At 62.6% G+C, this 13,873-nt stretch carries 15 protein-coding genes; 8 read left to right on the top strand and 7 right to left on the bottom strand.

Annotated features, from left to right (window positions below; genetic code table 11):
- The 4 genes from H582_RS0119430 to H582_RS0119415 all read right to left on the bottom strand — a co-directional run.
- Nucleotides 1–233 (bottom strand): transposase (locus H582_RS0119430; RefSeq protein WP_028599881.1); only part of this gene is annotated, 233 nt, incomplete at its 3' end.
- A gap of 506 nt (nucleotides 234–739) precedes the next feature.
- Entirely contained in the window at nucleotides 740–1,849 is a 1,110-nt protein-coding gene (locus H582_RS0119425) for a Gfo/Idh/MocA family protein (protein WP_043111597.1), read from the bottom strand.
- Complete coding sequence (locus tag H582_RS28485) at nucleotides 1,846–2,817, bottom strand: AraC family transcriptional regulator (protein WP_043111596.1); 972 nt, start codon at nucleotides 2,815–2,817, stop codon at nucleotides 1,846–1,848. Before H582_RS28485 ends, H582_RS0119425 begins: the two co-directional genes overlap by 4 nt.
- Entirely contained in the window at nucleotides 2,814–3,818 is a 1,005-nt protein-coding gene (locus H582_RS0119415; RefSeq protein WP_028599879.1) for a Gfo/Idh/MocA family protein, read from the bottom strand. Before H582_RS0119415 ends, H582_RS28485 begins: the two co-directional genes overlap by 4 nt.
- A 208-nt stretch (nucleotides 3,819–4,026) precedes the next feature.
- Between H582_RS0119415 and yidD the strand changes: the two genes are divergently transcribed.
- From yidD to H582_RS0119400, 3 genes are all read left to right on the top strand, one after another.
- Nucleotides 4,027–4,236: a membrane protein insertion efficiency factor YidD gene (gene yidD, locus H582_RS0119410; RefSeq protein ID WP_028599878.1), complete on the top strand. Its 210-nt coding sequence runs from the start codon at nucleotides 4,027–4,029 to the stop codon at nucleotides 4,234–4,236.
- Between the two features lie 389 nt (nucleotides 4,237–4,625).
- A complete protein-coding gene (gene metG, locus H582_RS0119405) occupies nucleotides 4,626–6,629 on the top strand; it encodes a methionine--tRNA ligase (RefSeq protein ID WP_028599877.1) in 2,004 nt (667 codons plus the stop codon).
- 45 nt (nucleotides 6,630–6,674) lie between these two features.
- Entirely contained in the window at nucleotides 6,675–7,385 is a 711-nt protein-coding gene (locus H582_RS0119400) for a cytochrome c biogenesis CcdA family protein (RefSeq protein WP_028599876.1), read from the top strand.
- A 12-nt stretch (nucleotides 7,386–7,397) separates the two neighbouring features.
- Here H582_RS0119400 and splB read toward each other — a convergent pair whose 3' ends face one another.
- The gene (gene splB / locus H582_RS0119395; protein WP_043111623.1) at nucleotides 7,398–8,441 is read right to left on the bottom strand and encodes a spore photoproduct lyase; all 1,044 of its coding nucleotides are present in this window, start codon (nucleotides 8,439–8,441) and stop codon (nucleotides 7,398–7,400) included.
- A gap of 201 nt (nucleotides 8,442–8,642) precedes the next feature.
- Between splB and mntR the strand changes: the two genes are divergently transcribed.
- A complete protein-coding gene (gene mntR / locus H582_RS0119390) occupies nucleotides 8,643–9,068 on the top strand; it encodes a transcriptional regulator MntR (protein ID WP_028599874.1) in 426 nt (141 codons plus the stop codon).
- Between the two features lie 145 nt (nucleotides 9,069–9,213).
- On the opposite strand, the gene H582_RS0119385 is transcribed toward mntR, so the two are convergent.
- Together H582_RS0119385 and H582_RS0119380 are read right to left on the bottom strand one after the other, a co-directional pair.
- Nucleotides 9,214–9,540: a hypothetical protein gene (locus tag H582_RS0119385; protein ID WP_127464387.1), complete on the bottom strand. Its 327-nt coding sequence runs from the start codon at nucleotides 9,538–9,540 to the stop codon at nucleotides 9,214–9,216.
- Between the two features lie 31 nt (nucleotides 9,541–9,571).
- A complete protein-coding gene (locus H582_RS0119380; protein WP_028599872.1) occupies nucleotides 9,572–10,552 on the bottom strand; it encodes a DUF1385 domain-containing protein in 981 nt (326 codons plus the stop codon).
- A gap of 179 nt (nucleotides 10,553–10,731) precedes the next feature.
- On the opposite strand from H582_RS0119380, the gene H582_RS28480 reads away from it, so the two are divergent.
- From H582_RS28480 to efp, 4 genes are all read left to right on the top strand, one after another.
- On the top strand, nucleotides 10,732–11,259 hold the full coding sequence (locus tag H582_RS28480) for a YqhR family membrane protein (RefSeq protein ID WP_084137435.1): 528 nt from the start codon (nucleotides 10,732–10,734) through the stop codon (nucleotides 11,257–11,259).
- 79 nt (nucleotides 11,260–11,338) lie between these two features.
- Nucleotides 11,339–11,785, top strand: coding sequence for a type II 3-dehydroquinate dehydratase (gene aroQ, locus H582_RS0119370; protein ID WP_028599871.1), 447 nt, complete (start codon nucleotides 11,339–11,341; stop codon nucleotides 11,783–11,785).
- A gap of 41 nt (nucleotides 11,786–11,826) precedes the next feature.
- Nucleotides 11,827–12,894, top strand: coding sequence for a M24 family metallopeptidase (locus H582_RS0119365; protein WP_028599870.1), 1,068 nt, complete (start codon nucleotides 11,827–11,829; stop codon nucleotides 12,892–12,894).
- A 24-nt stretch (nucleotides 12,895–12,918) separates the two neighbouring features.
- Nucleotides 12,919–13,476, top strand: a complete 558-nt coding sequence (gene efp, locus H582_RS0119360; protein WP_028599869.1) for an elongation factor P — start codon at nucleotides 12,919–12,921, stop codon at nucleotides 13,474–13,476.
- The last annotated feature ends 397 nt before the right edge of the window (nucleotides 13,477–13,873 follow it).

Here is a 13,873-nt window from a genome sequence, read left to right as displayed (position 1 = left end):
AAGGTGACGCTGCCAGCGCGGGTAATGACGTCGCGCTCGTAGCTGCCGTTGCGATAGCCCTTGCGCTCGCTGGTGCGCTCGTACGTCTGCGCCGCCAGCTGATCCGTCGCCTGGGCTGTCAGCACCTGATTCAGCACCGTCTCCAGCAAGCGGGCCACTCCCGCGTCCCGATCGGTTCCGATAAACAGCTGGTGCAAAATGTCTTGATCTACGGTAATCTGGTATTGAGTCATGTGTAGGCACTCTCCTTGGAATGTTGGTCTCGACAACTTCCATTCTAACCGAGAGTCCTACCATGGCTTTTCTTTTTATGGTCAGGAGCATTTTACACAATTATATGGACTTAACTTTGGTAGGAAGCGAAACGGGCAGAGTTACGCGGAAAAACCGAGTAACTCGGGTAGGAAGGAGGCCAAACGGGGAGAGTTGCGCGGAAAAACCGAGTAACTCGGGTCGGCGGAGGCCAAACGGGGAAAGTTGCGCGGAGAAACCGAGTAACTCGGGTAGGCGGAGGCCAAACGGGCATAGTGGCGCGAAACCAGGCAGCGGGCAGAACCCTCTCCCACGAAAAAGAGACGGGTCCACGCCCTTGGGGCGTAGACCCGTCTCTTTGCCATGCGGAGCGCTTAGCTGCGTTTCGATCGATCTTGACCAAAGCCATGCGCCCCTCGCCGCGCGGGCGGTTCCAGCTTGCCGTACCGCCGCGCGAAGCGATTCGGCCGCGGTTGCTTCCTCAGCTCTAATCCTCGGCCGGGCCGCCGGCGAAGTCCGGCACGGAGACGCTCACCTCGGCGCGCTGCTCGGCGGAGCGGAGCACGCCGTCGATGATCGCCTGCTGGATGAGGATCTGCTCGCCGGGAATCGGCGCGCCGCGTCCTTCCCGGATGGCGTCGACGAAGTCGCGGACTTTTTCGCGGAACAGATCGATGGCATGCTCGACGAGCGGCACCTGCGTCATCGTCTGGCCGCCCATGAAGTCATGGAACATCTGGATGCTGCCGACCTTGCCGTCCCAGACGCCGGACCAGTTGCCCTGGCCGAACGGCGTGATCTTCAGCCCGGCGTCGGTGCCGAGGAAGTTGGTCGTCCCGAGCGAGTCGAGATGCATCGCCCAGCTGATTTTGAAATGCAGCGTCAGATCGCCCTCGAAGCGGATGAGCGCCGTGCCGAAGTCCTCGACGTCGAAGCGGTCCGCCTCCGGATGATAGACCGGATTGCGGCCGAAATGGTTGAACGTGCTCGCCGACACGGTCAGCGGCTTCGGATAGTCGAGCGCGTTCAGCGCCAGGTCGAGCGAGTAGCAGCCGATGTCGGCCATCGCGCCGGCGCCGGCCAGCTCCTTGCGGATGAACGTGCCTCCCGGCATGCCGCGGCGGCGTCCGCCGCCGGTCTCGACGTAATACACCTTGCCGAGCTTGCCGGAGCGGACGATGTCCTGGATCAGCTTCATGTTCGGATCATAGCGCGGCTGGAAGCCGATCGTCAGCATGCGTCCGCTGCGGCGCGAAGCCCGGACCATGTCCAGCCCCTCGTCGAGGGTGACGGACATCGGCTTCTCCAGCAGCACATGCTTGCCGGCCTCCAGAGAGTCGACGGTCGGCTGCCGGTGGGCGGAGTTCGGCGTGCAGACGCTTACGCCGTCAAGATCGAGCTGCAGCAGCTCGCGATAGTCGTCGAAGGCGAGCGTGCCGCTCAGGCCGTGGCGCTCGACGAATTCGGCGGCCTTGCCGGGGATGGCGTCGGCTACCGCTGCGATCTCCACGCCGGGAATGGTCTTGTAGGCGGCGGCATGCATGCCGGCGATGCCGCCGCTGCCGATGATGCCGATGCGGATGGTGGTTGTCGTCATAGGGATATCTTTCCCTCCTCGTGGATATGCTGCCAGCCGGGCAGGCTGCGGGAGTGCTCGCGGTAGCGGCTTGGCGTCATGCCGAAGCGCCTGCGGAACACATAATGAAGGTAGTTGCCGCTCTGGAAGCCGGTATCGGCCGCGATCCGCTCGATCGAGACGCTGTCCTCGGCGAGCGACGCGCAGACGCGCTCGAGCCGGCAGCGCTCGACGTACTCGCTGAACGAGGTGCCGCCCTGCTCCTTCATGATGCGCTGCAGCTGGCGGCTGCTGACATGGATGCGCTCGGCGACTTCCTTGAGCGTGATCGGCCGCGCGTAGTTGTCGCGGATGAACTGCGTCACCCGCTGATAGCGGTAGCTCGCCATGTCCCGCTCGGGCTGCCGGACGGCGGGCTGGCTGTCGAGCGCGGCGCGGGAAGCCCGCAGCAGAATCTGGATGACGGCTTGCTTGACAGTCGTCGCCCAGCCGGGCGCCCCTTCGGCGACCGCCTGATAGGCCGCGAGGAACCACGGCATCGCCTTGCAGCGGTCTGCCATCGGCATGGCGCCGAGCCGGTCGAGCGCCTCGACGCAATTGCGCGCTTCCTCGGCTTCCCACGGCTCCTCGCCTTCCGGCGCAGGGCCGTACTCAGGCTGGATGTCGATATGAAGGCAGAGCTCCTGCATGCCGCCGCCTGGCCCGGCCAGCTGCTGATGGACGACGCCCGGGCCGGTCAGATAGAACATGCCCTCGGAAAAGGCGTGTTCGCTGTCCTCGAGCGCCAGCATGCCGCTGCCGCCGGCGATGAAGTGGAACTCGTATTCGGAATGCTTGTGGAAGCGGATGAGATGATGCTCCGGAAAAGGGGCGAGATGGAAATGAAGCACGCGCAGCCGATACCCGCCCCAGCGGAAGCCCAGCTCCAGCCGGTCGAGGCTGTCCTGCTTCTCCAGCATGACGGCATAGGGCTTGGCCAGCGTCCTCATCCCCGTGCGGGCAGCTCGGAGATCGCGACGCGCCGTCCTTCGGCCGCCGAACGGTTCGCCGCTTCCATGAGCCGCGTCAGATCGGACGCCAGCGCGATGTTCTCCTCGGCTTCCGTGCCGTTTTGGATATGGCCGACCCATTGGCTGAACGCGTTCGGAAGCCGCTCGGGCAGCGGCAGCTCGCTCCAGCCTTCGCCTTCAAGCTTGGTGCTGCGGACGAGCAGCCGCTCGTCCGGCGTGCCGAACAGCAGCGCGCCTTCCGTGCCGAACAGCTCGATTTGGAACGGCGAGTGGCGGCTCGCGAAGCCTGCTTCGACGACGCCTACGGCGCCGTCCGGCCAGGACAGGAGCGCGACGGCGTTGTCCTCGACCTGACGCTCGGTGACATAGCCGTAAGCGGCTGTGACGCTCTCGGGCATCGAGCCTGCGAACAGGCGGGTCAGATACATCGGATGGCAGCCGAGGTCGATCAGCGCGCCGCCCGCCGTCTCTTCCGGCGCATAGAAATGCTCCGGGAGCCAGTTCGCGAGCGAGCCGTCATGAGCGAGCCGAACGCGGATCTCGGTCAGCTGGCCGAGCAGGCCGCGGGAAAGAACATCGCGAACCGCGACCGTATACGGATCGTTCAGTCTCGGCAGCGATACGGTCAGCTTGACGCCCGCCTTGCGCACGGCGTCGAGAATATCGTTCAGCTCGGCCGTCGTCGGCGCGACGACCTTTTCGGTGAAGATATGCTTGCCGGCGCGCGCGGCCTTCACCATGATGTCGCGATGCATCGTCGTCGGCGCGTCGACGATGACGCCGTCGATGCCGGGCGACGCCAGCAAGGCGTCCAGGTCGGCATGGAACGGCACGCCGAGCTTGGCCGCCGCCTCCTCGCCGCGGGATGGAATCTCGTCCCATACGGCCACGATTTCCGTATCGGGATGCTCCTGGGCATAACCGGTATACTCCCAGGCATGGACATGCCAGTAGCTGAGCTTGGCTAGACGGATCTTCATCGGTTCACGAACTCCTCTCGAGATGGGCATAACTATGATAATACGACATGCCTCCAAGTTATCATAGAAGAAACCGTCTTCATAGTGCGCGAATCGGACATAAAAGCTTCGATATCGCGCCAAGCGATTCGGTTGCATTCGCATAGGCGCTCCTTCACAATAGAAGGAAGCACAAGCATTTCATAGGAAGGGGGAGCAGGGAGTGGGGATGAAACGCGTCGTGCAGGCGCCGGTCCATGTGTATCGCAAGGTCATTTCGCCGCTCAAGCCGCCGACCTGCCGCTTTTATCCGACCTGCTCGGCCTACGCGCTCGCAGCGATCGAGAAGCATGGCGCAGCCAAAGGCTCCTGGCTGGCGGCGAGGCGCATCCTGCGCTGCCACCCGTTCCATCCGGGAGGCTACGATCCGGTGCCGTAGCTTCCTTGACAGGTCCGGCCGCCATTCGGTATCATTACCGTACCATATCGAATTTCCAATGATGGGAAGAGTAGTTCCGCAGCCTCCGCTCTCAGAGAGCCGGGCTCGACGGTGCAAGCCGGCCGGAGGAGCGGGATGAAGATGGCCCCGGAGGAATCCGCTCCGATCGCTCCGCCTAGCCGGCGGAAGCGCCAGGCGCGGACGTCAGGCCGACGTTACCGGTCCCCGTCGCCTCCAGCTCGGAGGCGGCGCACGAAGCCTTCCCCGCAGCCGGCATCCGGCCCCGCGGCGAAGGGAATTTGGGTGGTACCACGAAGCGCTCCCGCTCTCGTCCCATGGCGGACGGGGGCTTTTTGTTTTTTTTCAAAAGAAAATCCGGAGGGATCCCCATGTCCAGCGAGACCAAATCGTTCTATATCACGACTCCGATCTACTATCCGAGCGGCAAGCTGCATATCGGCCACGCCTACTGCACGCTGGCCGGCGACGCGATGGCGCGCTACAAGCGCGCGCGCGGCTACGACGTCTGGTACCTGACCGGCACTGACGAGCATGGCCAAAAGATCGAGCGCTCCGCCAAGGAAGAAGGCCTCACGCCGATCCAGTTCCTCGACCGCAACGTCTCGGAGATTCAAAAGCTGTGGGCGAAGCTCGAGATCAGCCACGACGACTTCATCCGCACAACGGAGGAGCGCCACAAGCTGTCCGCGCAGAAGATCTTCAAGCAGCTGCTGGATCAGGGCGACATTTACAAAGGAACATACGAGGGCTGGTACTGCACGCCATGCGAGTCGTTCTTCACGGAGCGCCAGCTCGAGAACGGCAACTGTCCCGACTGCGGCCGCCCGGTCGAACTGGTCAAGGAGGAGAGCTATTTCTTCCGCATGAGCAAGTACGCCGACCGGCTGCTGAGCTACTATGAGGAGCATCCGGAATTCATCCAGCCGGAGTCGCGCAAAAACGAGATGATCAACAACTTCATCAAGCCGGGGCTCGAGGATCTGGCCGTATCGCGCGCGACGTTCGACTGGGGCATCCAGGTGCCGAACGACCCGGAGCATGTCATCTATGTATGGATCGACGCGCTCTCCAACTACATCACCGCGCTCGGCTACGGCTCGGACGACGAGTCGGCCTACCGCAAGTTCTGGCCGGCGGACGTGCATCTCGTCGGCAAGGAGATCGTGCGCTTCCATACGATCTATTGGCCGATCATGCTGATGGCGCTCGACCTGCCGCTGCCCAAAAAGGTGTTCGGCCACGGCTGGTGGCTCGTCAAGGAAGGCAAGATGTCCAAGTCCAAAGGCAATGTCATCGACCCGGTCGTGCTGCTTGACCGCTACGGACTGGACGCGCTGCGCTACTTCCTGCTGCGCGAGGTGCCGTTCGGCTCGGACGGCACGTTCACGCCGGAAGGCTTCGTCGAGCGGCTGAACTTCGATCTCGCCAACGACCTCGGCAATCTGCTGAACCGGACGGTCGCGATGATCGACAAATACTTCGGCGGCGAGATTCCGGCCTATGCCGGCAAGGTCACGCCGTTCGACGAGGCGCTGGAGAAGCAGGCGGCCGATTCCATCGCCGCCGTCGAGGAAGCGATGGAGTCGATGCAGTTCTCCGTCGCGCTCTCGGCCATCTGGCAGCTCGTCAGCCGCACGAACAAATACATCGACGAGACGCAGCCGTGGGTGCTCGCCAAGGACGAGGCGCGCCGCGCCGAGCTCGCCTCCGCGATGCATCATCTGGCCGAGTCGCTGCGCATCGTCTCCGTGCTGCTGACGCCGTTCATGTCCCGCGCGCCGAGGGAGATCCGCGTCCAGCTCGGCGTCGAGGAAGGCCCGCTCGCCTCATGGGACAGCGCGCGCGAGTTCGGCTCCCTGCCGGGCGGCACGCGCGTCGCCAAGGGCAGCCCGCTGTTCCCGCGCCTCGACGCCGAGGAAGAGATCGCCTACATCGTGAGCGCGATCTCCGGCGGCTCCAAACCGGCCGAGGCTCCAGCAGCCGAAGCCGCGGCATCGGCCGCGGCGCTGCCTGCGGCCGCCGAGCCGGTGGAGGCGCCGGAGCTCAAGGAGGAGATCGGCATCGACGACTTCGCCAAGGTGGAGCTGCGCGTCGCCCAGGTCATCGCCGCCGAGCCGGTGCCGAAGGCCGACAAGCTGCTCAAGCTGCAGCTCGACCTCGGCTTCGAGCAGCGTCAGGTCGTCTCCGGCATCGCCAAGTTCTACAAGCCGGAGGAGCTCGTCGGGCGCAAAGTCATCTGCGTGACGAACCTCAAGCCGGTCAAGCTTAGAGGAGAGCTGTCGCGCGGCATGATTTTGGCCGCTTCGCAGGGCGATCAGCTGACGCTGGCGACGGTGCCGGACTCGATGCCGAACGGCGCGGTCGTGAAGTAAGGCCAGGCTTCCACTCGCATCACCGAAAGGGGAATCGCCCCAGCCATGTCCAGCATCAATATCGGCCTGGCGTTCATCGGCGGGATCGCATCGTTCATCTCGCCGTGCTGCCTGCCGCTCTATCCTTCGTATCTTTCCTATATTACGGGCATCTCGGTCGCCGATCTGAAAAGCGAAAAGCCGGGAGCGGAAGTGCGGCGGCGGACAATGACCCACACGCTGTTCTTCATTCTCGGCTTCTCGGTCGTCTACTACACGCTCGGCTACAGCACGAACAAGTTCGCGGAGCTGTTCTCCGATTATCAGGATTTGATCCGCATGCTGTCGGCGATCCTCATCATGCTGATGGGATTGTTCCTGCTCGGCCTGTTCCAGCCGCGAGCGCTCATGCGGGATTTCAAGCTGCCGGTCAAGAGAGGCTCGGGCTATCTCGGCTCCTTTATTTTCGGCATCGGCTTCTCGGCGGGCTGGTCGCCCTGCATCGGACCGATCCTGGCGGGCATCCTGGCGCTCGCCGCGTCGGATCCCGGCACCTGGTTCAGCCTGACGACCGCCTACGCGCTCGGCTTCGCCATTCCGTTTTTCCTGCTGGCGTTCTTCATCGGCTCCGCCCGCTGGATCCTCAAGTATTCGTCGCTGCTGATGAAGCTCGGCGGCGGGCTGATGCTCGTCATGGGGGTGCTGCTGTTCACCGACCGCATGTACATCATTACGGTCTATCTGAACAGCATCACGCCGGACTGGCTCAAGTTCTAGAACATCGCTGCCTCAGGTGAAGTAATCGATCGTCGCCTGGGGGAAGCGGTCAAAGATGCGCTCCGAGATGAACATCCGGAGCGCATCTGCCTGTTCATCGGGATAAACGTACTTGCCCTGTCCCCAGCGGCCCCATTTGTACTTGCGCTTTTCGATGTCCATCTCAAGCTTCGTCTTCGGGTAGCGCTTTTCAATCGTATTTTTTGCCGTTTTCGTAAAGCGGTGCTGAATCAGCTCGAACGTCAGATCGGGCACTCCAGACGGCAGCGCCTTGGCGAGCCTGTCCAGCAGCTCGGCATAGCCTTCCTCCCAGCCGTCATGCCAGATGATCGGCGCGATCAGGAAGCCGATCGGATAGCCGGCGCGGGCGACCTTCCCGGCCGCTTCGATCCGCTGCTCGAAGCTGGAGGTCGCCGGCTCGAAGTTCTTGATGACATAGCGGGCGTTGACGCTGAAGCGGATGCGCGTATGGCCGTTATGCCGCAGTCCGAGCAGAGAGTCGACATGGTGGAACTTGGTGACGAATCGCAGCCGCCCGAGCTCCTGGTCCGCCATGAACTCGATCAGCTCGGCGAGCGAGCCGCTGATCGGCTCGAGTCCGACCGGATCGGACGTGCAGGCCGCCTCGAAACGGGTGATCTGCGGCGCCCGCTCCGCGATATAGCCGCGCGCCGCGTCCATGATCTCCTCGGTATTGACGTAGACGCGCACATACGGCTTGGCGCCGAGCGTCGTCTGCAGGTAGCAGTAATGGCAATGGGCCATGCAGCCGGTGGCGATCGGAATGGCATATTCGGCGGACGGCTTCGACGTATCGAACTTCAGCGTCTTGCGCAGGCCGACGACAAGCGTGCGCTTGGCGATCCGGTATTTCTCCAGCTCCGACTCGCCGGGCAGATCGGTGATCCGGTTGTGCGAGGTCGTCATGCGGACGGGCAGTCCTTGCTGGACCGCCCATTCGTAGATCCGTTTGCCCTTCGGATAGCTCAGCGCATCCGGCTCAAAATAGACCAGCTCCGGTACGAACGATTCGAGCCTAGCGGGGGGTCTTTCCATCGTGGTGCTCAAGGTCGGCGGCCTCCTTGCTCGATCGGGATGGGAGAACGGAAAACAAGCTTATTTTGACCGCTGCGGAGCGCCGGCAATCCGGTACATTCAGGAGAGGGGCAAGTTGCGAGGGCGATTCTTTACGTTGTATGATACTAAGGAGCATGGCAGTCACCCTGCGCAGGTGTACGGCCGGTTAGGAGGGGTCGCATGCCTACACCGAGCATGGAGGATTATTTGGAACGGATCTACAAGCTGATCGAGGAGAAAGGGTACGCCCGCGTCTCCGACATCGCGGAGGGGCTGGAGGTCCATCCCTCGTCCGTCACCAAGATGATCCAGAAGCTGGACAAAGACCAATACCTCATTTATGAGAAGTATCGGGGACTCGTTTTGACCAGCAAAGGCAAAAAAATGGGCAAGCGCCTTGTCGAGCGCCATCATCTGCTCGAGGAGTTCCTGGAGCTGATCGGGGTGCAGGAGGAGAACATCTATCGCGACGTCGAAGGGATCGAGCATCATCTGAGCTGGGATTCGATCACCTGCATCGAGACGCTCGTCGAATATTTCCGCCGCGACAGCGAGCGGCTCGAATCGCTCCGCGGACTGCGCGGCGAGCTTGAAGCGGATAGCTGAGCCGGGCTGTGGAGCCGGAGAGCGGGAGGAAGCGCCTGTCGGCAGGCACTTCCTCCTGTTTTTACGGGACAGCCGCCGCTTCCCTGCCAAAAAAAGAAGCGCCCCGACTGGGGCGCTTCTTTTTTGTTTCCCGTGCCATTCGGCATCAGTGATATTTGGGCATGCCGTCCTCGTCCTTGCCGCCTTCGATGACGCGGAACGGGGAAGCCTTGCGCGAACGCGGCTTGGCCGCGGCAGCCTGGCGAGGCTTGCCGGCGGAAGAAGCAGCGGCCGCGCGGCCTGGCTTGACGCGGGGCCGCGCGGCGTGGCCCGCCCGTCCGGCTGGGCTCAGCCGGTACAGGCCGAAGATCAGCGCCAGCACGACAAGCGGCAGCAGGGCGGTAAAGTTGCGGCTCAACACCATTTGAACCAGGCCGATGAGGGCTAGGAAAGCCAGCACGGCCATCCAGATCGTCGCCGTTCTACGCTTCACGTTCATTCCGCCTTTCGCGATAGGGTGGATATTATACGGCTGCGCCGGCCGGCTGGGGCTCGTTGACCTGCTGCTCAAGCTCGCGCATCCGCTTGAACGAAGCGATGGAGACCGCCACCTGGTCGTCGGTCGGCTCCTTGGTCGTCAGCAGCTGCAGCCAGAGGCCCGGATAGCCGAGGAAGCGGAGCACCGGCACCTCGCGCAGCGAGTTGGTGAAGCGGAGCACCTCATAGGAGACGCCGAGCACGACCGGGAGCAGCAGCAGCCGGATGTAGACCCGCTCCCATAGCGTATCCCAAGTGAAGAAAGAATAGACGATGACGCCGACGAGCACCGAGAAAATGATGAAGCTGCTGCCGCAGCGGTAATGAAGGCGCGTGCGGCGCTGCACGTTCTCGACGGTGAGCTCGTCTCCGTGCTCGTAGGCGGTGATGACCTTATGCTCGGCGCCATGGTATTGGAACAGCCGCTTGATCATCGGCGTGAGCGAGAGCAAGTACAGATAGGCGAGCAGGAACAGGATCTTGATCGCGCCCTCGAGCAGGTTGTGGATGACGATGTTCCCGAACCGGCCTTGGAAAAGCAGGTCCTCGACGATCGCCGGCACGGCGGTGAACACGACCTTGCCGAGGATGAAGCTGATGACGCCGGCGACGGCGACGCCGAACACCATGGCGAGGCTCCAGCCTTCCTTCTTTTCCGGCTTGGGCTTGGCGGAATCGGCAGCGGACGCCACGTCCTTTTCCTCGTTGTCCTCGGCATAGGCTTCCATCGAGAAGTTCAGATGCTGCGAGCCTCTCGCGCTTGACTCGAGGATGCCGATGACGCCGCGCACGAACGGCACTTTCTTGAGCGGCTGATACCACGGCTTCTTGCGGCTGGCGGGCACTTCATAGTAGGCGATCTCGTCATTCTTGCGCCGGACGGCGGTGACGTTGACGTTGCGTCCGCCGAACATGACGCCCTCGATCACCGCTTGTCCGCCGTAGATGGATGTAGTTGGTTCTGGCAACGAAGCTCACCTTCCTCTAGGTCTCGGACGGCCGCGAAGGCCGCCTGCTTGGCATGCTTCTATTGTACTTGATGGCACCAGCCATTGCCAGCGCGCGATCGCCTCGGCGGCCGCGGTAATCCTGGCGGCATTGGCGCATACTACCTGCGACAACGGTCTAACAAGGAGGAATCATCGACATGAGCGCATCCGCCGCTTCCCGCGAGGCCCCGTCGGCATCGCGCCGCTCCCGCCGCTCCCGCCGCGTCACGAACCCATGGTCGTACTGCGCTTCGCTCGGGTTTTGGGCCGGCCTGTTCTGGGGGACGATCCGCTGGCTGCTTTATACCTTCAAGTTCACCTCCGTGCTGCCGGCCTTTTTGGCCGATCCGTTCTTCCGCCGCTCGTTCCTCGTCACCGGCTGGGGACATGGGACGGGCATCGCGGCGTTCATCGTGTTCTCGATCGTCGCGGCTTATTTGTACAAGCTGCTGCTCGGGCGCTTCCGGGGGCCGTGGGCGGGGTTTTTCTACGGACTGCTCTGGTGGACGCTGCTGTTCCTCGCGTTCGGCCCGCTGCTCGGCATGATGGAGCCGGTCACCCGGATCGGCTGGAATTCGATCTTCACGGAGATCAGCCTGTTCATCGTCTGGGGCATGTTCATCGGCTATTCGATCGCATTTGAATTCAACGACGAAGCCTCCCGCGAGCCTCGCAAGGAGCCGTGAGGCCCTTCTCAACCGCTGCCCGGTTGTGGTAGAATGGCAAGTAGCCTTTTTTTCAACGTCTGGGCATGGGAGGCGCGGAATGATCCGTATTCTCGTATTGAATGGTCCGAACCTCAATATGCTTGGCGTTCGGGAGCCGGGCATCTATGGCTCGGCAACCCTCCAGGACATCGAAGCGATGCTCCGCGGCATCGCCGAGACCGCAGGCGCGGAGCTGGAGTTCCGCCAGTCCAACCATGAGGGCGAGCTGATCGACCTGATCCATGCCGCCCATGGATCGGCCGACGGCATCCTCCTCAATCCCGGAGCGCTCACGCATTACAGCTACGCGCTGCGGGACGCGCTGGGCTCGGTGTCGGTGCCGGCGGTGGAGGTCCATCTGTCGAACATCCACAAGCGGGAAGCGTTCCGGCATGTCTCGGTGACGGCCGCGGCCGCGATCGGACAGATCGCCGGCTTTGGACCGGCGAGCTACTCGCTCGGTCTGACGGCGCTGCTCGACCATCTGAAGGCCGGAGGACAGTAGGCGAGAAGAGCGATCAATAGCTTGAAGGAGGTGGCCGGCACATGGCGCAACGGCTGGACAAGCTTCGCGAGAAGCTGGCAAGTCAAGGGTTGGAGGCGCTTCTCATCGGCAGCGCATACAATCGGCAATACATAAGCGGATTCACGGGATCGGCCGGCTGGGTGCTCGTCGCCGCGGACCGGGCCTGGTTCCTGACCGATTTCCGGTACACGGAGCAGGCGGCGGAGCAGGTCCACGGCTTCGACATCGTCGAGCACGGTCCGGATCCGATCGCTTCGATCGGCGACCTGCTGCGCGGGGCCGGCTTGTCGAAGCTCGGCTTCGAGGAGAACCATACGACGTACGCCCAGTTCGCCAAATGGAGCAAGACGCTGCAGGGCGTCGAGCTCGTACCCGTTCCCGGCCTCGTCGAGGAGCTGCGGATGATCAAGGACGAGGCGGAGCTGGCGGTCATGCAGGAAGCCGCCGACCTCGCCGATCGCGCCTTTTCCTACATCCAAGGTCTGATCAAGCCCGGCATGAAGGAGTCCGACATCGCGCTCGAGCTTGAGGTGTTCCTGCGCTCCGGCGGCGCGGCCTCGTCCTGCTTCGATACGATCGTCGCCTCCGGCGAGCGTTCGGCGCTGCCTCATGGCGTGGCGAGCGACCGCGTCATCGGCAGCAACGAGTTTGTCAAGCTGGACTTCGGCGCGCTCTACCGCGGCTATTGCTCCGACATCACCCGTACGGTCGCCGTCGGCCAGGTGTCGGACAAGCACCGCGAGATCTACGACATCGTGCTCGAGGCGCAGCTGCATGCGCTGGAGCATATCCGTCCCGGCATGACCGGCAAGCAGGCGGACGCGCTGGCGCGCGACGTCATCGCCAAGCACGGTTACGGAGACCGGTTCGGGCACAGCCTTGGCCACGGCCTCGGCATGGAAGTGCATGAGCAGCCGTCCTTGTCCGTCCGCAGCGACATCGTGCTCGTGCCGGGCATGGTCGTCACCGTCGAGCCGGGCATCTACATTCCGGGCTTCGGGGGCGTGCGGATCGAGGACGACATCGTCCTGACAGATGACGGCATCCGCATCCTGACCTCGTCGACCAAGCAGCTCATCACGCTTTAAAACCCATCTTAGGAGGAATCACCCGTGATTTCAGTGAATGATTTCAAGACCGGCCTTACGATCGAAGTAGATACCGACATCTTCACCGTCATCGAGTTCCAGCACGTTAAGCCGGGCAAAGGCGCGGCGTTCGTCCGCTCCAAGCTGAAGAACCTGCGCAACGGCAACATCGTGGAGAAGACGTTCCGCGCCGGCGAGACGCTCGGCCGCGCCCATGTCGAGAACCGCGAAGTGCAGTACCTGTACAACAGCGGCTCCGAATATACGTTCATGGACAACGAGTCCTTCGACCAGTTCAACCTCGACAAGAAGCAGCTGGAGTGGGAGATCAACTTCCTCAAAGAAAACATGAACGTCAACATCGCCAGCTACAAGGGCGAGATCATCGGCATCACGATGCCGAACAGCGTCGAGCTCAAGGTCGCCGAGACCGAGCCGGGCGTCAAAGGCAACACGGCTCAAGGCGCGACGAAAAACGCGACGCTCGAGACCGGCTACACCGTCCAGGTGCCGCTGTTCATCAACGAAGGCGACCTGCTGCTGATCGATACGCGCGAAGGCCGCTACATCTCCCGCGCCTAGACGCTTGTCCGACCGTGCCGCTCCGCTTTGGCGGAGATCGGTTGTGGGATTTGCAAGGCCGTCCGGCTTGCCGGACGGCTTTTTTGTTATTTTGGCGGCCTCGAGCGGGAGCCTGTTGCGGCCGGTGCGAATGCCAAGCTCCCATGAATTCTCTAGTAGATTCGCACCTCGAAAATTGTCGAATTCGATCGAAAAATCGCAGTCTTGATTTTTGTCAAGTCTAAACTTATGCTTATTTTATAGTAGCAACAGTTGCCGAAATGACTTTTCAGCGCTGAAAGCGCTGTTATTTGCTGTCGCTCCCCGCAGGGGAGCGTGGATTGAAACCAGATTGGCTACAAGGGCTTGCTGGAGCTGGCCCGCGTCGCTCCCCGCAGGGGAGCGTGGATTGAAACCG

The organism is Paenibacillus pasadenensis DSM 19293, from assembly GCF_000422485.1.
GTDB lineage: Bacteria > Bacillota > Bacilli > Paenibacillales > Paenibacillaceae > Paenibacillus_O > Paenibacillus_O pasadenensis.
Note: the sequence above shows the minus strand (reverse complement) of the source record. Positions and strands in the feature narration are given on the sequence as shown.

Bases quoted from the DNA above. Each gene is read 5' to 3' on its own strand.
- H582_RS0119425 (WP_043111597.1), bottom strand. From the start codon at position 1,849: ATGACGACAACCACCATCCGCATCGGCATCATCGGCAGCGGCGGCATC.
- H582_RS28485 (WP_043111596.1), bottom strand. From the start codon at position 2,817: ATGAGGACGCTGGCCAAGCCCTATGCCGTCATGCTGGAGAAGCAGGAC.
- H582_RS0119415 (WP_028599879.1), bottom strand. From the start codon at position 3,818: ATGAAGATCCGTCTAGCCAAGCTCAGCTACTGGCATGTCCATGCCTGG.
- yidD (WP_028599878.1), top strand. From the start codon at position 4,027: ATGAAACGCGTCGTGCAGGCGCCGGTCCATGTGTATCGCAAGGTCATT.
- metG (WP_028599877.1), top strand. From the start codon at position 4,626: ATGTCCAGCGAGACCAAATCGTTCTATATCACGACTCCGATCTACTAT.
- H582_RS0119400 (WP_028599876.1), top strand. From the start codon at position 6,675: ATGTCCAGCATCAATATCGGCCTGGCGTTCATCGGCGGGATCGCATCG.
- splB (WP_043111623.1), bottom strand. From the start codon at position 8,441: ATGGAAAGACCCCCCGCTAGGCTCGAATCGTTCGTACCGGAGCTGGTC.
- mntR (WP_028599874.1), top strand. From the start codon at position 8,643: ATGCCTACACCGAGCATGGAGGATTATTTGGAACGGATCTACAAGCTG.
- H582_RS28480 (WP_084137435.1), top strand. From the start codon at position 10,732: ATGAGCGCATCCGCCGCTTCCCGCGAGGCCCCGTCGGCATCGCGCCGC.
- aroQ (WP_028599871.1), top strand. From the start codon at position 11,339: ATGATCCGTATTCTCGTATTGAATGGTCCGAACCTCAATATGCTTGGC.
- H582_RS0119365 (WP_028599870.1), top strand. From the start codon at position 11,827: ATGGCGCAACGGCTGGACAAGCTTCGCGAGAAGCTGGCAAGTCAAGGG.